Below are 23,062 nucleotides of genomic sequence, written 5' to 3' on the forward strand. Positions count from 1 at the left end.
AACACGCCATCACCAGGGCCGGCGCACCGAGTCCTGATAGTGCGTGAGAATGAAATGCGCGACGTCGTCCGAGTGATACGCGGCCACCAGTTGCGCGACCCACGGCTGGCCGCGATCGGCGTCGCGCACGGTCAGCACGCCGGCATAGGGCGAGCGCGCGTCTTCCATGCCGATGCTGTCGCGCGCCGGATAGAGTCCCGCCCGCTGCGCGCTCGCACTGTCGATCACGACAACGGCCGCACCGTTCAGCGCCGTTACGAGCCGCTCACGCGGCAGCGCACGCAGCTTCAGATTCAGGCGGTTGGCGGTCACATCGGGCAGCGTCGCGTGAAGACCGGCGCGGTCGTTGAAAGTCAGCAGCGTGTAGTTTTGCAGCAGGATCAGCGCGCGTGCCATACCTTCGCGATCGGCGGGAATCACGATGGACGCGCCTCGTTGGATCTGCGTGAGGCTCGTCAGCTTGCGCGAATAAAGCGCCATCGGCAACGTGACGGTTGTTGCTACTTCGGAGAGCGCGTAGCCGTGTTTGTCGCGCGATGCTGCGAACGCGGGGCCGTCCTCGAAGCTCGCGGCGTCGATCCGATGCGCGGCGAGCGCGGCATCGATCCGCGCACCGTCGTCGAATGTCACGACGTCGATGTCGAGTCCGCGCGACGTTGCCACGCGCCGCACTTCGGCCATGATTTCAGCGTGCGTGCCGCGCGTTACACCGACTTTGACGGCGGCTTTCACATCGCCGCTGTTTGCTTCAGGCTGCACGCCATACGCGGCGATTGCCGCCCCGCCGAGCAATGCGGCAGCGATCGTGGCACGCATATAACCTCGCAGTGTCATCCGTCGACATCCCGCAAGAGAGTTCTAAAGCCGATATGCGACGCCGGCAGATCCGCTTCCTGTTGTTCACGCGACGAGGCGCGATAGCGCACACAGTAATCGCGCGAGCAGAGGAACGAGCCGCCCTTGATGACCATAGGCGTGTCGTGCCTGCGCGTGGACGGCGCGACCGCCGCGGTATCGCCGTTCGTATGCGGCTGATGCGCGCCGGTGTAGACGTCCTTGGTCCACTCCCACGCATTGCCGATCATGTCGTACAGCTTGAAGCCGTTCGCCGCGTAGCAGCCGACGGGCGCGAGACCCACATGCCCGTCGTCGTTCGTATTGAGCACGGGGAATACGCCTTGCCAGTAGTTCGCGGCGGGCTTGCCCTGTGCATTGCGCGGCGCCGTGTCGAAATCGGCGCCTTCGTTGCCGCCCTTCGCCGCGTATTCCCATTCGGCTTCGGTCGGCAGATCGCGGCCAAGCCACCGCGCGTACGCCAATGCATCGGCTTGCGTGACGAGCGTCACGGGCTGGTTCATCAGACGGTCGATGCCGCTGCCCTCGCCTTGCGGATGCCGCCACGACGCGCCCTTCACCCACGTCCACCATGCGAGGTCGCGTGCGTCCATTTCCGCGCGCGTCGGCGAGTGAAAGACGGCTGCACCGCCCTGCTTTTCCGCGTCGGTGACGTAGCCGGTCGCGTTGACGAAAGCGGCGAACTGCGCGTTCGTCACGTCCGTCTGATCGATCCAGAAGCCGCCGACGCGCGTGCGGCCGTCGCCCGCCGGTCGTTCGTCCTGATAGCCGCGCGTGCTGCCGAGCACGAATGTGCCGCCATGCAGATGCACCATGCCGGCCTTCGGATCGTCACGCCATCCGGCGGGTAAGCCGGCGTAGCGCTCGCACTGTGTTTCGGAGCCGAGCGGCGCGAGCGAACGCGCGCGGTTCAGCTCGTCGAAACCGCTGGTTCTTGCAGGCCACGCTGCCGCCACCGCGAAAGCGGCGCCGAAGGCCGCAATGAAGACCGCGACGAAGAGGCCGCCAAATGCAGCAAGTGTTCTTACTCCGATGCGCGTCCTACTCATGATGCTGTGCCCGACATGATTGCACTCACGCGCTCGCTCAGTAGTAGCCGCGCGGCCGCAACGGTTCGACACCGCCCACGCCGGACATGTAGGCATTCCACTGCTGCACGAGTCCGTCGATGATCGAAGGATTCTGCGCGGCCACGTCCGTCGTTTCGCCGCGGTCCGACGTCATGTCGTAAAGCTGCCAGTGACCATCCACGGGACCGAGCGGCGGCTCCGTCCACAAGGCTTTCCACTTGCCGTCCGCGCTGCGCAGATAGCCGCGGCCGTACGCTTCATCCCCGAACGATGCAGTGTGCACGTCCGCATTCGACTGATCGGTCAAGACCGGCAGCAACGATTGCCCGGTGATGGGATACACATAGCGGTTGTTGTAAATCACCTTGCCCTTGTTCTGATCGACGCCTGTCAGCGAGTTGATCAGCGCAGGCGCGGGCTGCGTCGGCGGCGTAACGCCTGCGACGGCAAGGAAGGTCGCCGTGTTGTCGGTGACGTGCGTAAAGACGCGCAATGCCGGCTTCTGCGTGGTCTGGCCAGGCAAGCGCACGATCAGCGGCGTGGATACTCCGCCTTCCCCGGAATAGCCCTTCGTCAGACGGAACGGCGTTGCGCTGACTTCCGCCCAGCGCAAGCCGTATTGCAGACGCCGCGCGTTCTGCAGGCCGTTGTCGGTGCCGAGCGTCGAATAGACGGGCTCCGCGGCATTCGCCGTATCGGTCGCGCGCGGGTCCGCGCCGGAGTCGATCGGCCAGCCTTCGGCGCCGTTATCCGACTGGAACATGATGAACGTGTTGTCGTATTCGCCGATGTCTTTCAAATGCTGGATCAACAGACCGATGTTGTGGTCGAGGTTCTCGACCATGCCGGCATAGATCTCCATGTAGCGCGCCTGCGCTTTCTTTTCATCCGCGGAAAGGCTTGCCCATGACTTGTTCACAAAGCCCGGACCATAGTCGGAATACCCTTGCGCTGCACTATGAACGGCGCTCACGTATTTCGCGTTGGTGGTGCCGTTATTCGCGCTGGCCGGCGTCGCCGTCAGCGTTTCTGCGGCGCCCGCGTAGGGATTAAAGTCGGCGGGAATAATGCCGAGTGCTTTTTGCCGAGCGATGCGCGCCGCGCGAATGACGTCGTAGCCGGCGTCGTACTTACCGGCATAGTTGTGCAGGTACGGTTCCGGCACCTGCAAAGGCCAATGCGGAGACGTGTACGCGGCATAGGCAAAGAACGGCTTGCCGTCTTTTCGATTTGAATCGATGTAGGAAATAAGCCTTTGCGTGTAGAAGTCCGTCGAATAGAACACGGCCGGATTGCCGCCCGCGCCGCCGGGCTGACCCGGCTGTCCGGGCTGCACGTACTGCCCGTCTTCCGTATAGTTCTTCGATCCCGCGGGCTCGTGCGCGAAGTGATTGGTCGCCGCGCCGCCGAGCAGCGCATAGCTATGCTCGAAGCCCCATTGGTCGGGCGTCTGTCCGCTGCCCGTTGCACTGCCGGCAATGCCCGAGCCGATATGCCACTTGCCGGCCATGTACGTGTGATAGCCCGCGTCCTTCAGCAGTTGCGCGACCGATAACGCGCGGTCGTTCAGATAGCCTTCGTAACCTGGCAGACCTTTGCGTTCATCGGTCGGCACGCCCATGGTGCCTTCGCCGACCAGATGGTGATCGGTGCCGGAAATAAGCATCGCACGCGTAATCGCGCAAACGGTGCCCGTATGATGGTTCGTGAGAATGCGCCCGGATTGCACGAGCGCATCGAGATTCGGCGTATTGATTTCGCCGCCGAACGCGTGAATATCCGAGTAGCCCAGGTCGTCCGCCATGATGTACAGGATGTTCGGGCGCTTCGCGGCGACAGGCGCGGAGACCGGCGGCGTGGGAGACACACCGTCCGAACACGCAGAGAGCGCGATGACGCTGGCAATGACACCGGCAATGGCCGCACCGACTGCCCGCAGCCTGGGAACGGTTGGGAACGTGGATCGCTGCGACCTGGAACTCTGCATTGTTATATGACCGTGGTTGTCCGAGCCCGAAATGGTAGCAACCGGCCATTTGCCGCCCAACCAAGGTTTACTGAAAAGCAAGCGAGTTTCCGTGCTAAGGGATTGCCGCGTGTTTCGCGGCCTGGCGCGCGATCAATGATAGGTCGTCGTGGACGACTGCAGTTTCGTCAACACGCCGCGCTGAAAACGGAACCAGCCTTGCGAGCCTTGCATCACGACCTCGTCGCCTTGCCAGAACACGCGCTTGACCGTCATGCGTACACCGACGCGCTGCACCTGCGGCGGACGACGCCGGAAGTCGTACAGCACCGGGCCGGAGTCGGTTTGCACAAGCATGCGCGTGAGCGTGTCGTTTGCGCTGCTTACGTCGTCGAAATGCGCGAGAGTATTTGCGGCGAAGCGATCGAGAACATCTTTATCGAGCAGCGCGGTGAAATCGCGGCCGTCGTGCGCGAATTGCAGTTTTCCAGCGGGTGTATCGAGCGGGCCTGGGTCGTTGCTCTGTGCATGAACCGCGGTGGCGAGAGAGACGGCCGCTAATGCGGCAACGAACAGTCGTTTCATGTTGTCTTTTAGTTAGGCAAGATGTGCGGACGGCGGAGTGTGAGTCCCGATTTGTTTATTCGCTTATCACCGCCATCATACCTTTCTGAAAGACCACGCCTGTTTACGTGATCGATGCGTCTCGACGTTCTTCATCTATTCATGCGAATGGCAAAGGAAGCGGCGAACGGACTTATCCGCCGCTTCGTGCTTCCTGCTTCCTGCTTCGTGCATCAAAAGCGAGTGCGGACACCTGTCGTCAATTCAAGCTGATTCGACGCACCGAACGTGCTGCCGACCGTATAGCCGCCATGCAGCTTCATGTAGTCGCCGGCAAGGTACACCTCGGTACGCTTGGACAGGTGATAGAACCCGGACCAGTAGAGCGTCTCCTTGTAGCCGTTGTGCAGACCGGAAGTCGGATCGAACGCGCCAATGTTCGCGTTCGGAATATTGCCGTCGGCGTTATACGCTGCATTCTTCACGCGCATCTGCTGATAGCCGAGTTCGTAATCGAACGGGCCTTTCGGCGCCAGCTTGAGCGATACGGTCCACGCGTTGTCCTGACGCTGACCGAGCGCGCCCTGGTTGCCCAGGTAGCGGAAATAGCCGGCGTTGGCGCGCAGAATTCCAAATGTATAGTTACCACCAACAGAATACGACTGGTTCGTGATGCCGGCGCGATTCACATGGCTATAGAACGCGGACACGTTGAATGGTCCGCCGTTGTAACCCAGTGCCGCCTGATAATTGGAGTTCGAGCCGAAACTCGTCGAATTGCCGAACGCGTAGCCGGCGCTCGCGAAGATGCCGTTATTGAAGAGTTTTTTCCACGCAACGCCGTTGTTATAGCGCGTACCCGTCGCGCTGCCCGCATAAAAGATCATCTGCTTGAAGTTGTTGGCATTCGTCCAGCCGCCCTCCTCGGTAGTCAGGCGCGCACTGCCGTAAGGGTCGCCATAAATGGCGGCTGCATCGCGAGCAATGGTGTTCTGAAAACCCGCCGTGATCTTGCCGAAGCTATCGTTCTCGATACCGACCCACGCGTCGCGGTCGAAGATCTGACCCGGATCTTCCATCTCGCCGTTAGCTACCACGTATTCGCTTTCGAGCCGGAAGATGATCTTGGAACCGCCGCCAATATCTTCCGCGCCCTTCAAGCCCCAACGGCTGCCGCTGAACCACGGCTCGCCATCGATACCCATGCCGATGACGTGCGCGCCGTTCGCATTGGCATGCGACTGGTAGGTCGGCACGCTCAGGTCCATCAATCCATAAAGCTGCACGCTGGACTGAGCGTGAGCGCCGGTTACCCCGCAAGCACTGGCTGCGACCGCGAGAGTCAGGTATCGCTTCTTCAAGTTCGTCTCCTCAAGTTGCTGCGTTGAAAATCTGATTGTTCTGGTCGTCATTTGGATAACTAAGCAGATTCGCCGATGCTTCGGATTACGGCGCTTGCGACTATTAGAAATGCTTCGCGCGGAGAATGTAGCCGAGACCTCGCAGCGTCATGATCTGCGCGCTCGACCTGGCGAGATGCTTGCGCAAACGGTGAATGTAGATGTCGATGGCGTCCGCGCTTGGCTCATCGTCCAGGCTGAAAACGCTTTCCATCAGCACGGACTTCGACACTGTCTTGCCTTGCCTCAGCATCAATGTTTCGAGGACGGTATGCTCGCGGCGCCGCAGCGCGAGGCGCTCGTCGTTATGAAAGAACTCCCTTGTATCGGAGATGTATTGCAAGTCGCCACAGGTGAGGCACGACGACATGCCGCCCGATTGCCGGCGAATCAACGCCTTGATTCGCGCGACGAGCTCGCGCACATCGAATGGCTTGACGACGTAGTCGTCGGCGCCTGCGTTAAAGCAATCTACTTTGTCGTCGGTCGAACCATGCGCGGTCAGCATGATGACCGGCACCATGTCGCCGCGGCGGCGCAATCTTGCGAGCACTTCTTTGCCGTCCATTCGTGGCAGCCGAAGATCGAGCACGACGACGTCGTAGTGTTGCGTCGTCAGCATGGTGTCCGCGCACTCGCCGTTAGGAACGCAATCCACCGCGAAATTAGCGAGGCGCAGAAGATTGACGGTCCAGTGTGCAAGCTCGCTGTTGTCTTCAACCAGTAGTAGCTTCATCGGACCTTCCATTGATTAGTCGACCAGAAGGCGCTCGCCATATCGCGTGAGTTTCTTTCAGAAAGTCGCGCTCCCGCGTCACGCAGACAGCATGCTGTAAGCGGACGACTGCTTGCATCCTGTGGTGCCGGTTCTCAACGTAGCCTCGTCGTACTGCTTCGCTCCGCCTCGTTGCAATCACGCCGCGATTATGGGAGGACAAATCCTTCTCTCCGCTTTCATGGCGACCCGTTTTCCTTAGGGGAAATCCATGATGCATAGTGAAGCAATTGCACAATTCGCGATTGCGCGGCGACTTTTTTGAACCGTTGAGCCGATCGTTGAACGACGTTTCTTAAGATTCCTTAAGGGTGAGGTCGCGGGTACAAAGACGCGGAGCTGAGTCGTTGGTCAGCAGAACGGTTCTTTCGCAGCCGTAGCGCAATGCAATCCCGAACAAATTGGTTCCGGCGTCGTCTATTGGCCTTTAGCATCGGGTCTAAACCTGCATCCGATCGATTCAGCCGATGGCGATTTACCTCGACGACACCCAGCGCAACGCAATCGCCAGGCTCTCCGTGAGCCGCGCCTGGCGCACACAATGGCCGACATGGGCGCTGATCGTCGCGATCTACGGCGGATGGTTCGGCATCGCGACGCACGCTCGCGTGCTGGGCTTGCCGCTCACCACCGCGCTGCTCGCCCTCGTGAGCGCGTGGTATATGTCGTTGCAACATGAATTGCTCCACGGCCACCCCACGCGCTCGGCGCGGCTGAATGCACTGCTTGGCTTCGCGCCGCTGGCGGTGTGGTTTCCGTACCGCGTCTATCGCGACTCGCATCTTCAGCATCACGACGATCCACAGTTGACCAAGCCAGGGCACGACCCGGAAAGCTATTTCGTCGACGGTGAAGTGTGGGAACGCGCCGGCTGGGCGATGCGCGCGCTTCTCACGTGCCGCAACACGCTGGCCGGTCGCCTGCTGTTGGGACCGGCTTTCGCCATTGCGGCGACGGGCGTTGATGCGCTGCGCAAAATCAAACGCGGCGATTGGCGCGACGTGCCCGCCTGGCTTGCGCACTTCGCCGCGCTCGCCGCGCTAACCGCGTGGCTGCAATACGTTTGCTCGATTCCGGCCTGGGTGTTCATTCTCGGCGTCGGCTATGGGGCACTGTCGCTTGGCTCGCTTCGCTCGTTCCGCGAGCATCGCGCGGCACACGAGTGCGCACATCGCACGGTTATCAATGAAGCAGGCCTGTTCTGGCGGCTGCTTTATCTGAACAACAATTTCCATCTCGTCCACCATGACTTGCCGCATGTTCCGTGGTTCGCGCTGAGGGCGGTCTATGAGGCGTCCCGCGAGCAGTACATCGAGCGGTCGGGAGGATTTCTGGTCGCGGGTTATGGCGAATGGGTAAGGCACAACGCCTTCGTCCCGGCTGAGAACCCGGTGCATGACCGGCCGCGCGGGTTTGCGCCTGCATTCAAGGAACCTGCGATGTATGCAGGGAAGGCGCTGCTCATCGTTGCATCGCGCGATGAATCCGAGAACCGTTAGCTGCTAAAACCGAAAACAGTCCCGCTTTTCGTGGCGCGGTAGAATCCGAGCTAACGCTCGCTTCCTGCCATGCCGCACCATGAAAACAACCAGACGTCCCTCGTTAAAACCGCGCAAGCTTCCCAAGCAATCGCGCGCGCAACAAACCGTGGGCACGATACTCGAGGCCGCGGCGCTCGTTCTCGAAACCAAAGGCTCAGACGGCCTCAACACCAATCTGGTCGCGCAGCGCGCCGGTGTCAGCGTGGGCACGCTGTATCAGTACTTCCCCAACAAGGACGCGCTCATTGTCGCGCTGAGCAAACGCGAGCTCGCCGTGTTCCTTGCGGAAGCCGAAGGCGCGTTGAACGAGCCCACTGGTCAGAGCGCATTGAAGCACCTGATCACCGTCTCGGTACGCCAGCAACTGCGTCGTCCGGCGCTTGCACGCGTGCTCGATTTCGAGGAAAACCGCCCTGCCATTGCCAAAGAACTGGCCAGGTCCAAAGCGGCATTTCGCGCGGTCATCGAGCAGATTCTGGCGCGCGACGACATCCCGCCGCAGCCAGACATGCAGATCGCCACGGATGATCTCGTCGCCATCGTTCGCGCGATCGTGGACGGCGCCGGAGAGCGCGGCGAAACGGACCGCGCAGCGCTGGAAAGGCGCGTTGGGCGCGCGTTGTGGGGCTATCTGGGCATCGTGGATAACCCTCTTCCGAAGCCGCGGAGCCGCGGAGCCGCAAATAGAGCGTGGACAAAATACGAGTAGTCGCTCAGCTTGCTATCTACTCTTCGCCCGAAAGCCTTTGCCCGCGGCGGACCAAGCGCTGCTAAAACGCGCTCTCTAATGCGAGTTTCAAAACTGAGCGCTTGCTCGCAAAATAGGTTCTGTGAAGCGCGGCAACGTTCGCGCGCTTCACAGAACCTATTAACGTTTTCTGCGAGTTCGACTATGAATCTTCACAAAGAAGCCAAGCTCAACCACCTCAGCTTTCCCACTAACGACGTCGCCGAAACAGCCGCCTTCTTCGAAAAGTACCTGGGCTGCGAGGTCGCCGCTGCCGGCGAGCATCGCCTGCTCAAGCGCGACGGCTTCGACATCGTGCTCGAGCACGTCAGCGAAGAGACGCCTGTCTGGCCCAAAAACTTCCACTTCGGTCTCGAAGTCGCCACCCTGAACGATCTTCACACGCTTCACGACGAGTTCCTGAAGGGCGGCGTTCAGATGGAAACAGGCGTCTTCAACAACACACGCGGGTCCCGCTTTTTCTGCCGCGCGCCCGGCGGCGTGCTCATTGAGATCAACACTCGCGAGGACATGCAGGAGCAATGGCGCAAGCTGTTCTAGCGTGAATGCGAAGACACGCGCAATCGTCTGGCTTTCACCACGGCACGACTCGCCCGAGATAATCGAGGTAATGCAAACCCGCGCGGCCCTCGTAAGCCTCCATCGTATTGAGCAGATTCGGAATGCTCTCTTCGATACTCAGGCGCGCTTCAGGGCCGCCCATGTCCGTGCGTACCCAACCCGGCGCCATCAGCAGCAGGGTTCGCGGATCATTGGCATGGCGTGCAGCAAAGCTACGCATGAACATGTTCAGCGCGGCCTTGCTGCCGCGGTAAACCTCGTAGTTCCCGTTCACGTTGTTGGTCACGCTGCCCTGGCCCGAAGACATCACGCCGATGGTGCCGCCCGGTTCAACCCGATCGTGCAAGCGCTCGATCGCCCGCATCGGACTGAGCGAGTTGGTCACCATCACGCGCACGAATTCCTCGGTCGATACGTCCGCGATCGTTTCGCGATCGTCATTCTTGACGCCCGCATTCACGAAGAGCATATCGAGTCGACGGCCTGCAAGGCGCGCGCGCAAATCCGCAATCTGCTCAGGGACGGTTATATCGAGCGTTTCGATTTCGAGTGCGCCTTGAAGATCGCGAAGCTTCTGCATTGACTGCGCGCGGCCGGTGGCAATCACGCGCCAGCCGCGTTTCAAATATTCGGCGGTCATCGCGAGCCCGAGACCACGCGATGCACCGATAAGAAGAACCGTCTTTTGCCGATTGATGGTTTCCACAATCATCTCCCTGTCGTTAAGCAATTCGATCGGGAAAATATAATCGCTCGTGACGACTGCCGGAAGGCGCGACAGATGCATTCATAACCTGCGGCAAACGCCTCGTCCCGCACGCGAATGTTACGATCGGACATGCCCGAAACCGACCTCAATCTATTGATTGCGCTTGAAACGCTGCTCGACGATGGAAGCGTGGCCGGCGCTGCCCGCCGACTGGGCCTGAGTGCCTCGGCAATGAGTCGAACGCTGGCGCGGCTTCGCGCTACAACGGGCGATCCACTGTTGGTGCGCGCGGGGCGCGAGATGGTGTTGACGCCGTATGCCGAGGCGATTCGCGAACGCACGCGAAGTGCTCTTTATGAAGCACGCGCCGTTCTTCGTCCGTCGCATACTGAACCCGACTTGTCGACGCTGCGGCAGACCTTCACCATTCGCGCCAACGACGGTTTCGTCGAAGCCTTCGGCTCGCCGCTCATCGCCGCGGCAATAAAAATTGCGCCGCACGTCCGCTTGCGTTTTGCATCGAAGCCGGAGAAGAACGCGAACCCGCTGCGAGACGGTTCGGCTGACCTCGAAATCGGCGTGCTCGGCGAGATGGGCCCGGAAGTGCGCTTACAGGCGCTATTCCGCGATCGTTTCATGGGCGTCGTCAGAAAAGGCCATCCGCTCGAACGGGACGGCGAGATTACCGCTGAACGGTATGTCGCGTTCGGCCACGTCGTGGCGTCGCGACGCGCAAACGCAAGCGGTCCTGTCGACGACGCGTTGGCGCTCCTCGGCCTCGAACGCACCATCGTCGCGGTGGTGCCGGGCTTTCCCGCCGCGCTCGCGGTGGCGCGCACCTCCGATCTCGTCGCGCTCGTACCGGCTTCATTCGTCGGCGCTCACACGGCATGCCGCGAAGGCGCTGCAAGCGCCGACATCCACGCGTTCGAACTTCCCGTTGCAACGAAGCAGATCACCGTCTCGCAGATGTGGCATCCGCGTGTTGAAGTGGACCCGGTTCATCGTTGGCTGAGGCAACTGGTGTTGTCGGTATGTCGCCAACAGGTGCCGTTGTAAAGCGGCCGATTGCGGGTCGACGGCGCCCAGAACACCACACGCAACACGTCATCTTGCAACCGTAAGATGCACCACCTTCCCCGCCTCTTCCACCCGATTCCCACCCAGCGACTTCGCGCGATAGAGCGCCCCGTCGGCAGCGGACAGCAGTTCGGCAAGCGGCTGACCCGCGTGCGTCGAATGCGCGAGGCCGATGCTGACCGTGGCCCGGACTTCCGCGCCGTTCACGCGATGCGAGACCGTCTGCGCGAAGCACTCGACAATCGCCTCACCCACCGCTTTCGCGCGCGCTTCGTCATGACCGGGCAACAGTGCGGCGAACTCTTCTCCGCCGATGCGCGCCAACACGGCCTCGTGGCCCACCACGCGGCGGGCCACTTCAGCAAACGATCTAAGTACTTCGTCGCCGGCATGATGACCGTAGCGGTCGTTGAGCTTCTTGAAGTGATCGAGGTCAAGCGCGAGCAGAGACAACGGCCGGTTCTTGCTGCCTTCGCCGAGAACGCGTTCGCCTTCCTCGAAGAACCATCTGCGATTGCCAAGACGCGTCAGAAAATCGGTTTGCGATTCCTGCAGGAGCCGGCCATGCGTTTCCTCGCGGATGAACTTGAGTAGAGTCATCGGCAGAACGACCGAATAGAGCACGCCTTCATACATGGTTATCGCGCTCGCGATCAGCAACAGGTCATTGCCGTACCGCGCGACGAGCCACGGCAGAGCGAGCGCCCGCATCGCATAAGTGAGCGCGTGAATGCCCGTCACGGCGACGGCGATATAGCGCGATTGCAGCGCTTTGAAGTCGTCGCTTCGGAGTAGTTCGCGCGACGTCATGCCGCTCGCGAGCGCGATCGGGATCGCGCTAACGTAGGCCCAGACCGTGTTCTCCCAATGCGCGCCGCTCGCCATCCAGACGAGCGCCATCACGACGAGCAGCCCGAAAGACGCGGCTCGATATTGCCGTCCGTTCAGCAACGCGACACCGTGCAGCACCAGCAAATAGCCCGTCAAAATGACCAGATTGCTCAGCGCGGAACCCCACGGGCCGGGCACGTCGCGACGAAACACTGCCGCCGCGCAACCGATTGCGAGCGTCGCATAGGCGGCTGCCAGTACTCTCAACTCCGTGCTGCGCTTCGGATGACTGCGGTGCTCCCACAGCGTCATTCCGGAACTGGCGAAAAGCGTTCCGATGATCAGGAGATAGAGGGTAAGAAGATCGACATGCATCGCTGACGGAAGGGTTCAACGCCAGCAGATTGCGGCGGCTGCGGCATTTTACCGTGCCGCCGCATTCCCCGATGCAGGTGAGCTAAATGACGCCCGGTTTCTCCCGACACACCAAAATGCGACATAAAAAGTCGCAAAACGTTGTTATTCAATCCGTTTATTTCGCAAATGCATCTGCTAACCTCAAATTGCCGATTTGTATGAGCGGGCGCCTGTGCGCCAGCTTCGCCATTCCGTTGCAGCCGGTCTGCGCAGCGAGGGGCATGCCGCGCAGTTAACGCGGCGTCTGCTTCCACGTATTCAATTTCAACCAAGGCATGGAGCACGCAATGTTGGAACGGCTGTATTCACGATCCGCCCTGATTGGCGCCTTACTGATTCTTGCCGGCTGCGGCGGTGGAGGCGGCGGCGGAGCCTCGAACCCAGGAGCCAACGGTGCGGGCGCCGCGGCACCCGCGCCCGCTGCATCGGGCACGAACGCGACGACACCCACGCTGGCCGCCGCGACGCCCGTGATCGACGGCACCACGCTTGGCGACGCGAACTGGCCGACAGGCTCCACGTCTTCGGGCGGAACCGGGCAGCCGGTCAGCGGGCTTAACTGCGCGGTGCGCAGCACGGCTTACACGTACACGCATCTGTCCATCTATCAGAATGGCCGCCTGCTCGCGGTGCCGGCCAACATCGGCACGGTCGGTCCGACGATGGCCGCGCAAACGGGTTGCGCGTATCCGCTGCATACCGTCGATGCAAGCGGCAAGATCCATATGGATACGACGACCGGCGCGTCGTACACGCTCGGTCAGTTCTTTGCGATCTGGGGCGAAACGCTGGGCGCGTCGAGCGTCGCCGGGCTGAGCGGATCGCCGGTTACGATCTATGTGAACGACGGCGGCACGCTGTCGAAATACACGGGCGATCCTGCGAGCCTCGTGCTTCCGCCACATGGCGAAGTCACCGTGATGGTCGGCACGCCGCTGACGCAGATTCCCACTTACACCTGGACCGATCCGCCGCCGTTCGATCCGAAGCCGATCACGCTGGCCTACGGCGGCGTGGTGGGCACAACGTTCTGGCCGAACGGCAATACGTCGACGGGCGGCACGGGCGCAGCGGTCGACGGATTGATCTGTGCCGCGGGAATGGCCGAGCTGTATCACGTGCACGCGCATCTCGCGATCATCAAGGACGGTCAATGGCTCGCGCTGCCGGCCAACGTGGGCATTCTTTCGCAGTGCAACTACGAGATGCATACGCACGACCAGACCGGCATCATCCATATCGAAACGCCGACGCTCAAGACCTTCACGCTCGGTCAGTTCTTCGACATCTGGGGGCAGCCGCTTTCCAGCACGAACGTCGCGGGCATCACGGGGGACGTGGTGGCGTATATCAACGACAACGGCGATTCGCGCCGCTATATGGGCGACCTGCGCAACATCGAGTTGACTTCGCTGCGCGACGTCACGCTGCAGATCGGCACGCCGCCGATAAGCACACTCGCGACTTATTCGTGGTACGAGCCGCAGTGATGTGACGGTATCTCTGTGTCAACGCGGCGCCGACGCCGGCGCCGCGCGATCACACATCAACTACACGAAAAGCTGGCCGCCGAATTGACGTCCCCGCTCTTGTAGCGCGCGACCTTCGGATAAGGACACAGCGGCCGCGTGCGGCCCGCGCCCCAATTCGTCGGCACTTCGCTGTTCGGCAACGCGTTGCTCGCATCGCGCGCGGTCGCGATCACGCTATCGGGCGCCTTGCCCTGCTCTACCCACGCGATCATCGGCGTCAGCATGTCGAACTGGTCGGCGGCGGGACCACCCGAACAATGGTTCATTCCGGCGACGGTATAAAGCCGCGCGAAATTGCTCGCATCGCCGCCATTGGCCGCCATCAAGCGTTGATACCAGTCGGTCGTATCGTTCGATGAGAACACAGGGTCGCTCGTGCCGTGATACACCATCAGCTTCGCGCCGCGGCGCTTGAGTGCACCGAGGTTCGTTTCATCCGGCGGCGTCATGAACGACCACGACGATTCCGAGTAAGCGCCGCTCGTCGCGAAGATTTTCGGTGCGTCGGTATCCATGCTGAAGTTCAGCGCATAAGCCGACAACTGCGCGAGCAACGACGCGCTTTGCGGCGGCGTCGTAAATGTGAACGCAGCCGCGGCGGGATCGAGCGTGATCGAATTGGTCTGCTTCCACTGCGCCCAGCCCGCGCCGCTCACACCCGCATCGTACGGAAAGCTTGCGTAAAGCGCCGTGCCCGCGCTGTTGCGCGCGCCGGAGAACACGTTGCCGATTGCGTCCTTCTGCGCGGGGGTCAGGCATGCGCCGTCGCGCACGTCGCCCGAGCACGTCGGCACGTCCGCGGCCAGGCTGAAGTTCGCCTGGCATGCCTTAATATCCTGCACCATGCCGTCCGCGGCGCCATCGAGCGCATCGCACTTCGCGATGATTCGCGAGGCAACCAGTTGCCGTTCCGCAGCGGTAAAGCTGGTCTTGATGTCGGGCAGGCCATTCGCGGTCGTTGCGGTCGCAACCTTGGCGAGTTGCTGCGCGCCCCACATTTCGCCGATAGCCGCCTTCGGCAAATGAAAGCCCGGATCGCCGGAAATGATGCCGTCGTATTCCGCCGACGACCTCGCCGCCGCCACCATCGCGTGACGCCCGCCGTTCGAGCAGCCTTCGAAATAGCTGCGATCCGGCGCCTTGCCGTACGCGGTGCGAATCGCCTGCTTGGCCATCGGCGTGAGCGTGGCGACCGTGTTGTAACCGTAGTCGATGCGCGCCTGCGGATCGAGACCGAACAGCGGGTTCTGCGACGACGAGTGGCCGGCGTCCGAGCTGATCACGGCGAATCCCATGTTCAGCGCGTCGTTGAGCGGACCGCCTCCGCCGATCTCGCCCGTCGCCGTCACGACGTTGCCGTCGAGCCCGCCGTTGGCCTGATAGAAGAAACGCCCATTCCATGCAACGGGCAGACGCATTTCGAAGCCGATCGCATACGTTTTTCCGTCGACGGCACTCACGCGCTGATTCATCTGCCCTTGCACGAGGCAATGTTCGGCAATCGGTTTGCCCGCCACCTTCAGTGTTCCAGCGGGTACGTCCTGCACGGAACTGAAGGTGGTGTTCGCGAACGACAACTTGCTGGCCAACGCCGCGCAATTGCCGACGAGCGCCGCGGGTGTCGCCGCGCTCAGACGCGGCAACGTCGACGTGTCGTCCGTCGAGCCGCCGCATGCACTCAACGTGGCCGACACACATACCGCAATCACAGACTTTCTCATTCGATGTCTCCTAGAATGCGTGCTTGATGCCGAGCATCACGCCGGTTTGTCCGATGCCCGCCGCGGGCGTGGTGCCGCCACCGCCGCCGCTTACCGAATAGCGCGCCTTCGCGCTATTCGCGAGATACGCCGCTTGCGCGTACACCGACGAGCGCTTGCTCAGCAGATACGTGGTGCGCAACGTGCCCATCGTCGCGCGCGAATCGTGCGCACTGTTGATGATGCGGAACACTTCTCCATCGACGACAAACGCGGGCGTCACGAAGTACGACGCGCCCACGAAGAAAAGATCGGAGCGCACGTTCGGCACCGCCGGCGAATCCGTTACCACGCGACGGCCCAGCCAGCCCGCGCCGACTTTCGCGCCTGCGTATTGCGCGTAGGCGCTGACATGCGTGCGCGCGTCCTTGTCCGCGCCGTTGGAGAGCACTGTGGGCGGCACGCCGTCGAAGAAATTCGCCTGTCCACTCGCGCCGCCGCGCTGCTCCTCATACGATGCCGCGACGCCGAAGTACTGCGCGTCGTACTTGAGCATCACAGACCAGTCGCGACATTCGGTCGGATGCCCGGCGACCGAGCCCGCGCATGTGCCCTGTCCCGGCGAATTGCCGGTGCCCGCCGAATCGCGGCCGAACGAGTAGCCCGCGCCGAGCGTAAAGCCCTTGTACGTGCCCATGTAAGTGACCGAATTGTCGGCGCGCGCATTCGGCACATAAGCGTCGAGCGAACCCATGCCGTAGATGTCCGGTCCGATAATGTCCGCGCCTTGCAGCGCGAGATACGTCATCGTGTATTGCCGGCCGAATGCAAGCGTTCCATAAGGCCCCTTGAGGCCGACGAAAGCCTGTCGTCCGAACAACCGGCCGCCCTGTCCCGAACTGCCGTCGCGAACGTTGAAGCCGCTTTCGAGTGTAAATACGGCGCTATAGCCGCCGCCCAGGTCTTCGACGCCGCGCAGGCCCCAACGCGACGGCAGCTCGCCCGTCACGGCAGGCATGCGAAACACGTGACCGCCCGCGGCGTTCGCATGCGATACGTATTCGATGCCCGTATCGACGATGCCGTAGAACGTGACGCTCGACTGCGCGAACGCCGTCGTGCTGAGCGCACAAAGCGCGCTCGATACCAGAAGCCGGGTCGTGGTTGTTTGCATCGCGATTGTCTCCAAACGTAGTGTTGTTATTTCAATGTCGATACTCAGGATGGCTTATCAGTCCGCCGCACGCGGCCGGCGAATCAGCAACAACGCCGCTGCCGCCGCAATCAACGTGACGGGAATGCTTGCACCGATGACCGTCGACGAACTGCGGCCCATCGCGAGCAGTTGGCCTGCGGCCAGCGGCCCGACCACCGAACCCACGCGGCCCACGGCCACCGCTGCGCCGACGCCGGTGCCGCGCATCGCCGTCGGATAGAACGCGGCGGAAAGCGCATACAGCACCGATTGCCCGCCGATCACGAACATCCCCGCGCAGAACGCGGACACGGTCAGCGCCGCAAAGCTGGGCGCGATCGACAACGCCGCGAGCGACGCGATGATGCCGACGTACATGCCGGACACAACAACGCCGCCGCGCAGACGATCCATCAACATGCCGATGAAGAGCGCGCCGAGTCCGCCGCCGATGTTGAAAAAGATCTGCACGTAGCCCACTTCCGCGCGAGCGAGTCCGCGCGCCGCCATCAGCGAGGGCAGCCAGTTGAGCAGGAAGTACAGGACAATTAGCGTGCAGAAGTAGCTAACCCAGATTTGCAGCGTGGAAAGCCCGCGGTTCGCGCCGAACAGCACTTCGCCGATAGGCGCCGGTTTTGCGTTCATGCCGTGCGACGCGCGCTGGAATGCGCTCGATTCGGGCAGGCAGGCCAGCAGCAGCGGCACCAGAATCAATGGCCCCGCGCCGCCGACATAGAAGATATGGCGCCACTCCGTATCGCCGATACTGACGATGCCGACGAGCGAAGCGATCACTCCGCCAAACGGAATGCCGCAATACATCACGCTGACCGCCGTGTTGCGCGACTTCGGCGACACGGCTTCCGACGACAGCGCGATCAGGTTCGGCAGCGCGCCGCCAAGACCGATGCCCGTCAACACGCGCACGAACACCAGCATGCCGAAGCTGCTGACGAGCGCCGTCGCGATCGACAACAAGCCGAACAGACACGCGCATAGAATCAGGATGCGTTTGCGGCCGATACGGTCCGCGAGCCGTCCGCCGACCATCGCGCCAGGCAACAGTCCGAAGGTGCCGGCACTGAACGCGAGCCCCATTTGCGCGACGCTCAGGCCGAATTCGCGCGCCATGCGCGGCGCCGCGACGCCCACCGATTGAAGGTCGAGTCCTTCGAGCAGGGCAACCGCAAAACAAAGGCTCAATGTCACGACGGCGCCGGTTCGCGCGGCAGGCTGCGTGATGCCGTCTGCCGGCAAGGCTGTTCGGGTGGATTTCATGTCTGTCTCCTTTCGACCGGAGCCGACGCGCGAGCGTCTTACCGCGGTCTCATGCAAGTTGATTGCTGCTTGTTATGTCGATGTCCGCCGATGCTTCAACGTCGTATGTATCAGGCCACCTGAGATTCAGAGCGAAAAAAAGCGCGTTCGGGAGAACGCGCGGAAGTTCGCTGCGATCGAGCATATTAAATATCAGGCACCCTGACAAAACAAGAACCGCGTGTTTGGTGAATACCCCAGGTATCGAGCGCAATGACGAAACGGAATGGCAGCGCCAAGGGTTTTCCCCGATCACATAGCGATTGTGTCGCAGGCCGCTTGATACTAGACTTGTATCAGGCTACCTGATACGAAACGCCGCTTCGGACGCAAGCGGAAACGCTACCGGGTACTCGCACATCACGACACACATTGATACGCGCAAAAAGCGCTGGAGCTACGAACATGGCAAGTTATGAGGGTCGCTGGAAAACGGTCGACGTAAAGGTCCAGGAAGGCATTGCATGGGTGATGTTCAATCGTCCCGAGAAGCGCAATGCAATGAGCCCCACGCTCAACAGCGAAATGGTGCAGGTTCTGGAAACGCTGGAACTGGACGCCGATGCAAAAGTACTCGTGCTGACCGGCGCGGGCGATGCATGGACGGCGGGCATGGACCTGAAGGAGTACTTCCGCGAAGTCGACGCGGGCCCGGAAATCCTTCAGGAAAAGATTCGTCGCGACGCCTGTCAATGGCAATGGAAACTCTTGCGCATGTACTCGAAGCCGACCATCGCGATGGTCAACGGCTGGTGTTTCGGCGGCGGCTTCTCGCCGCTCGTCGCGTGCGATCTCGCGATCGCAGCCGATGAAGCGGTGTTCGGCCTCTCCGAAATCAACTGGGGCATTCCGCCGGGCAATCTGGTGAGCAAGGCGATGGCGGATACGGTCGGACATCGGCAGGCGCTCTACTACATCATGACCGGCGATACGTTTGACGGCGCGCAAGCCGCGGCAATGGGCCTCGTCAACAAGAGCGTGCCGCGCGAGCAGTTGCGCGCGGAGACGGTCGCGTTGGCGGGCAAGCTGCTCGAAAAGAACCCAGTCGTTCTGCGCGCCGCGAAGCATGGCTTCAAGCGTTCGCGCGAACTGACCTGGGAGCAGAATGAAGACTATCTGTACGCGAAGCTCGACCAGGCGCAATTGCGCGATCCGGAAAAAGGCCGTGAGGAAGGACTGCGACAGTTCCTCGATCAGAAGTCGATCAAGCCGGGGCTTCAGGCATACAAGCGCAGTGAATGAAACGTGAATGAAGCTAGTCTGCGTGCCCGCGCTTTCGACGCGCACGGCACGCAAAGCAGGAACAACATGAAGGAGACAGCCATCGTGAACGAAGTAAGCATGTTGATCGGCGGCAAGAACTATCCGGCGTCGAACGGCGCGACGTTCGAGCGCATTAATCCCGTCACCGGCGAGGTGGCTTCGCGTGCGCCGGCCGCGACGCTCGCCGATGCGGACGCCGCGGTTGAGGCCGCCGCGGCCGCGTTTCCCGCGTGGTCCGCACTGCGGCCCACCGAGCGCCGCGCGCGTCTGCTAAAAGCCGCTGACATCATGGACGCACGAGCCGGCGCATTCATCGAATGCGGCATGGCGGAAACAGGCGCGATGGCGAACTGGTACGGCTTCAATGTGCATCTCGCGGCCAACATGCTGCGCGAAGCGGCCGCCATGACCACGCAAATCGACGGCAGCGTGATTCCCACCGACACGCCCGACAATATCGCGTTGGCCGTTCGCCAGCCGTGCGGCGTGGTGCTCGGCATCGCGCCGTGGAATGCGCCGGTGATTCTCGGCACGCGCGCGCTCGCCATGCCGCTCGCGTGCGGCAATACGGTCGTGTTGAAGGCGTCGGAAGCCTGCCCGGCCGTGCACAGAATGATCGGCAGCGTGCTGCATGAAGCGGGCCTTGGAGACGGCGTCGTCAATGTCGTGACGAACGCGCCGGAAGATGCAGCCGCCATCGTCGAACGATTGATTGCGCATCCTGCCGTGCGGCGCGTGAACTTTACCGGCTCGACTCACGTGGGCCGCATCATCGCGATGCATGCCGCCAAGCATTTGAAGCCCGCGTTGCTCGAACTCGGCGGCAAGGCGCCCGTGCTCGTGCTGGACGATGCGGATCTCGACGCGGCCGTGGATGCGATCGCATTCGGCGCGTTCTTCAATCAGGGGCAAATCTGCATGTCGACCGAACGCGTGATCGCGCATCGCAGCGTGGCCGATGCGCTCGTCGGCAAGCTTGCCGAAAAGACCCGCCAACTCGTTGCGGATGCACCGACCGCTCACGGCGCAGTGCTCGGCGCGATGGTCAGCGCTCAGGCTGCGCAACGCGCAACGGCATTGGTCGACGATGCGCGCGAACATGGCGCGACGATACTCGGCGGCGGCGCATTGAGCGGCGCGATCATGCAGCCCACCATCGTCGATCGCGTGAGTCCGGCCATGAAGCTATACGCCGAGGAATCGTTCGCGCCGGTCGTGACCGTGCTGCGCGTGGACAGCGACGACGAAGCCGTGCAACGGGCGAACGACAGCGAGTTCGGTTTGTCGGCGGCCGTTTTCAGCCGCGATATTGCACGTGCAATGGGCGTCGCCAAACGCGTCGAGTCGGGCATTTGCCACATCAACGGGCCGACTGTGCACGACGAAGCGCAGATGCCGTTCGGCGGCGTGAAGGGCAGCGGCTATGGACGTTTCGGCAGCAAGGCGTCGATTGCGGAGTTCACCGACCTGCGCTGGATTACGATTCAGACAGGCCCGCGCCACTATCCGATCTGACATGCACGCCGTGCATCGGCATCATTCGAATCCGCGTTCTTCGCAACAGACGAAAGACGGCAGGAAGGAGACAATCAGTGAATTTGCAGCCGACGCAATCCAGTGTCGACAACGAAACCTCCGTGCGTTATCGCGACGTGCGGATCGGTTCGGCGCCCGCACGCGTTCGCCGGGAGGCAGACGTCTGGTACATGGAGTCGACCGCGCAACCCGGCGCGTACCCGAAGCGTCTGACCGACCGGCTCGCGAGCGGCGCGCAACAGCATCCCGATCGTTGGCTCGTCGCGCGCCGCGGCGTGGATGGCGCATGGCGCGGCATCAGCTATGCGCAGATGCTCGAGCAGGCGCGCGCAATCGGCCAGGCGCTGCTCGATCGCAAGCTGTCGGCTGAACGGCCCGTCGCGATTCTCTCGGGCAACGATCTCGAACACATGATGATCGCGCTCGGCGCAATGTGGGCCGGCGTGCCGTACGCCCCTATTTCGCCAGCCTATTCGCTCGTTTCCAGCGATTACGGCAAGCTGCGCCACGCGCTCGAACTGCTCACGCCCGGCCTCGTGTTCGCGACGGACGCCACTGCGTTCGCCGCCGCGATCGACACAACCTTGCCCGCCAATGTCGAAGTCGTCGCAGCCACCGGCTCGTGCGGACGCGCGATAACGAATCTGTCCACGCTGCTCGACACTGCGCCCACAACGGTCGATGCCGCGCACGAAGCCATCGCCGCGGACAGCATCGCCAAGTTTCTCTTCACGTCCGGCTCGACGATGTTGCCGAAGGCCGTGCCGACCACGCATCGCATGCTGTGCAGCAATCAGCAGATGCTGCTCGAAACATTTCCGCAATTCGCCGACGAGCCTCCCGTGCTGGTCGACTGGCTGCCGTGGAATCACACCTTCGGCGGCAGTCATAACGCGGGCATCGCGCTCTATAACGGCGGCACGCTTTACATCGACGACGGCAAACCCGTCGGCAAGAAATTCGACGAGACGCTGCGCAATCTTCGTGAGATTGCGCCGACAATCTACTTCAATGTGCCGAAAGGCTGGGAGGAATTGACGAGCGCGCTCGAAAACGACGCAACACTGCGCGAGACGTTTTTCTCACGCGTGAAGGTGTATTTCTTCGCGGGAGCCGGACTTTCGCAGGCAGCGTGGGATCGTTTGCAGCAGGTCACGGAGCGCCATTGCGGCGAGCGCATTCGCATCATGGCGGGCCTCGGCATGACGGAAACGTCGCCGTCGTGCCTCTTCACCACGCTCCCTGCGATGTGCGCGGGCTATGTCGGCGTGCCCGCGCCCGGTTGCGAAGTGAAACTCGTGCCCGTGGCGGGCAAGCTCGAAGCGCGCTTTCGAGGACCGCATGTGATGCGCGGCTATTGGCGCATGGACAGCGCGGCCACTGCGAAATCGTTCGACGAAGAAGGCTTTTACTGCAGCGGCGACGCGCTGAAATTCGTGGACCCGCAGCAGCCGGAACTGGGTCTGATGTTCGATGGCCGCATCGCCGAAGACTTCAAGCTGAGCTCGGGCACGTTCGTTAGCGTGGGGCCAATGCGGGCGCGCGTTATCTCCGCCGGCGCTCCGTATGTGCAAGACGTGGTCGTGACAGGACTCAATTGCGACGATGTCGGCATGCTGGTTTTTCCGCGACTCGACGATTGCCGGCGGCTCGCGCAACTGCCTGAATCGGCGAGTGCATCCGAGATCGTGAATGCACCTGCCGTGCGGCAGTTCTTTGTCGAACTGCTCGGGCGGCTCAATCGCGAATCGACGGGCGGCGCAACCACGATCGCGCGATTGCGTCTGCTCGACGTCGCGCCATCGCTCGATCTCGGCGAAATCACCGACAAAGGTTCGATCAACCAGCGCGCAGTGCTCACGCATCGCGCCGAGCTCGTGCAGGCGCTGCATGATCCCGTTCGGCGCGATCCGGACGCGATTTACGCGCCGCACGTTTGGGTGTAAAGCCAAACGACGCGGCGCGCGGGCTACGAGGCCGTAAGAGCCCCGAGGGCCGCGAA

19 protein-coding genes are annotated in these 23,062 nt (G+C 62.1%); 8 read left to right on the top strand and 11 right to left on the bottom strand.

Annotation, left to right across the window (positions count from 1 at the left end):
* Positions 1-9: 9 nt before the first annotated feature.
* The 6 genes from C8K18_RS11005 to C8K18_RS11030 all read right to left on the bottom strand — a co-directional run bounded on the left by C8K18_RS11005 (position 10) and on the right by C8K18_RS11030 (position 6,591).
* Entirely contained in the window at positions 10-816 is an 807-nt protein-coding gene (locus tag C8K18_RS11005; RefSeq protein WP_375135809.1) for a MetQ/NlpA family lipoprotein, read from the bottom strand.
* A 14-nt stretch (positions 817-830) separates the two neighbouring features.
* A complete protein-coding gene (locus tag C8K18_RS11010; protein ID WP_107707471.1) occupies positions 831-1,904 on the bottom strand; it encodes a formylglycine-generating enzyme family protein in 1,074 nt (357 codons plus the stop codon).
* A gap of 37 nt (positions 1,905-1,941) precedes the next feature.
* Complete coding sequence (locus C8K18_RS11015; RefSeq protein ID WP_107707599.1) at positions 1,942-3,912, bottom strand: arylsulfatase; 1,971 nt, start codon at positions 3,910-3,912, stop codon at positions 1,942-1,944.
* Between the two features lie 132 nt (positions 3,913-4,044).
* Positions 4,045-4,476: a hypothetical protein gene (locus C8K18_RS11020; protein ID WP_107707472.1), complete on the bottom strand. Its 432-nt coding sequence runs from the start codon at positions 4,474-4,476 to the stop codon at positions 4,045-4,047.
* Positions 4,477-4,688: 212 nt separating this feature from the next.
* Entirely contained in the window at positions 4,689-5,867 is a 1,179-nt protein-coding gene (locus tag C8K18_RS11025; protein WP_181324855.1) for a porin, read from the bottom strand.
* Between the two features lie 52 nt (positions 5,868-5,919).
* On the bottom strand, positions 5,920-6,591 hold the full coding sequence (locus C8K18_RS11030) for a response regulator (protein WP_006046649.1): 672 nt from the start codon (positions 6,589-6,591) through the stop codon (positions 5,920-5,922).
* Between the two features lie 506 nt (positions 6,592-7,097).
* On the opposite strand from C8K18_RS11030, the gene C8K18_RS11035 reads away from it, so the two are divergent.
* The 3 genes from C8K18_RS11035 to C8K18_RS11045 all read left to right on the top strand — a co-directional run bounded on the left by C8K18_RS11035 (position 7,098) and on the right by C8K18_RS11045 (position 9,459).
* Positions 7,098-8,129 (top strand): fatty acid desaturase, encoded by a 1,032-nt coding sequence (locus tag C8K18_RS11035; RefSeq protein ID WP_107707474.1) that lies wholly within the window; start codon positions 7,098-7,100, stop codon positions 8,127-8,129.
* 79 nt (positions 8,130-8,208) lie between these two features.
* The gene (locus tag C8K18_RS11040; protein WP_107707475.1) at positions 8,209-8,880 is read left to right on the top strand and encodes a TetR/AcrR family transcriptional regulator; all 672 of its coding nucleotides are present in this window, start codon (positions 8,209-8,211) and stop codon (positions 8,878-8,880) included.
* A 183-nt stretch (positions 8,881-9,063) separates the two neighbouring features.
* On the top strand, positions 9,064-9,459 hold the full coding sequence (locus C8K18_RS11045) for a VOC family protein (RefSeq protein WP_053859303.1): 396 nt from the start codon (positions 9,064-9,066) through the stop codon (positions 9,457-9,459).
* Between the two features lie 34 nt (positions 9,460-9,493).
* On the opposite strand, the gene C8K18_RS11050 is transcribed toward C8K18_RS11045, so the two are convergent.
* Positions 9,494-10,192: an SDR family NAD(P)-dependent oxidoreductase gene (locus C8K18_RS11050; RefSeq protein ID WP_107707600.1), complete on the bottom strand. Its 699-nt coding sequence runs from the start codon at positions 10,190-10,192 to the stop codon at positions 9,494-9,496.
* Positions 10,193-10,318: 126 nt separating this feature from the next.
* Here C8K18_RS11050 and C8K18_RS11055 point away from each other — a divergent pair, with 126 nt between their 5' ends.
* A complete protein-coding gene (locus C8K18_RS11055) occupies positions 10,319-11,248 on the top strand; it encodes a LysR family transcriptional regulator (RefSeq protein WP_107707476.1) in 930 nt (309 codons plus the stop codon).
* Positions 11,249-11,296: 48 nt separating this feature from the next.
* On the opposite strand, the gene C8K18_RS11060 is transcribed toward C8K18_RS11055, so the two are convergent.
* Positions 11,297-12,475, bottom strand: a complete 1,179-nt coding sequence (locus tag C8K18_RS11060; RefSeq protein WP_107707477.1) for a diguanylate cyclase — start codon at positions 12,473-12,475, stop codon at positions 11,297-11,299.
* Between the two features lie 329 nt (positions 12,476-12,804).
* Between C8K18_RS11060 and C8K18_RS11070 the strand changes: the two genes are divergently transcribed.
* Complete coding sequence (locus C8K18_RS11070) at positions 12,805-14,007, top strand: hypothetical protein (RefSeq protein WP_006046641.1); 1,203 nt, start codon at positions 12,805-12,807, stop codon at positions 14,005-14,007.
* A 56-nt stretch (positions 14,008-14,063) separates the two neighbouring features.
* Here the strand turns inward: C8K18_RS11070 and C8K18_RS11075 are convergent, their stop codons facing one another.
* The 3 genes from C8K18_RS11075 to mhpT are packed head-to-tail and all read right to left on the bottom strand — an operon-like array spanning position 14,064 to position 18,222.
* The gene (locus C8K18_RS11075) at positions 14,064-15,770 is read right to left on the bottom strand and encodes a tannase/feruloyl esterase family alpha/beta hydrolase (RefSeq protein ID WP_107707478.1); all 1,707 of its coding nucleotides are present in this window, start codon (positions 15,768-15,770) and stop codon (positions 14,064-14,066) included.
* A gap of 10 nt (positions 15,771-15,780) precedes the next feature.
* On the bottom strand, positions 15,781-16,923 hold the full coding sequence (locus C8K18_RS11080; RefSeq protein ID WP_107707479.1) for a porin: 1,143 nt from the start codon (positions 16,921-16,923) through the stop codon (positions 15,781-15,783).
* A gap of 57 nt (positions 16,924-16,980) precedes the next feature.
* Positions 16,981-18,222 carry a 3-(3-hydroxy-phenyl)propionate transporter MhpT gene (gene mhpT / locus C8K18_RS11085; protein ID WP_165919814.1) on the bottom strand — a complete coding sequence of 414 codons (1,242 nt, stop codon included), beginning with the start codon at positions 18,220-18,222 and terminating at the stop codon, positions 16,981-16,983.
* A 444-nt stretch (positions 18,223-18,666) separates the two neighbouring features.
* Between mhpT and C8K18_RS11090 the strand changes: the two genes are divergently transcribed.
* From C8K18_RS11090 to C8K18_RS11100, 3 genes are all read left to right on the top strand, one after another.
* Complete coding sequence (locus C8K18_RS11090; RefSeq protein WP_006046637.1) at positions 18,667-19,503, top strand: p-hydroxycinnamoyl CoA hydratase/lyase; 837 nt, start codon at positions 18,667-18,669, stop codon at positions 19,501-19,503.
* An 84-nt stretch (positions 19,504-19,587) separates the two neighbouring features.
* The gene (locus C8K18_RS11095) at positions 19,588-21,039 is read left to right on the top strand and encodes an aldehyde dehydrogenase (RefSeq protein ID WP_107707603.1); all 1,452 of its coding nucleotides are present in this window, start codon (positions 19,588-19,590) and stop codon (positions 21,037-21,039) included.
* Between the two features lie 77 nt (positions 21,040-21,116).
* Complete coding sequence (locus C8K18_RS11100; RefSeq protein ID WP_107707480.1) at positions 21,117-23,006, top strand: feruloyl-CoA synthase; 1,890 nt, start codon at positions 21,117-21,119, stop codon at positions 23,004-23,006.
* The last annotated feature ends 56 nt before the right edge of the window (positions 23,007-23,062 follow it).

Origin of the sequence: Paraburkholderia sp. GV068 (assembly GCF_003058125.1) — a bacterium.
Lineage (GTDB): Bacteria > Pseudomonadota > Gammaproteobacteria > Burkholderiales > Burkholderiaceae > Paraburkholderia > Paraburkholderia graminis.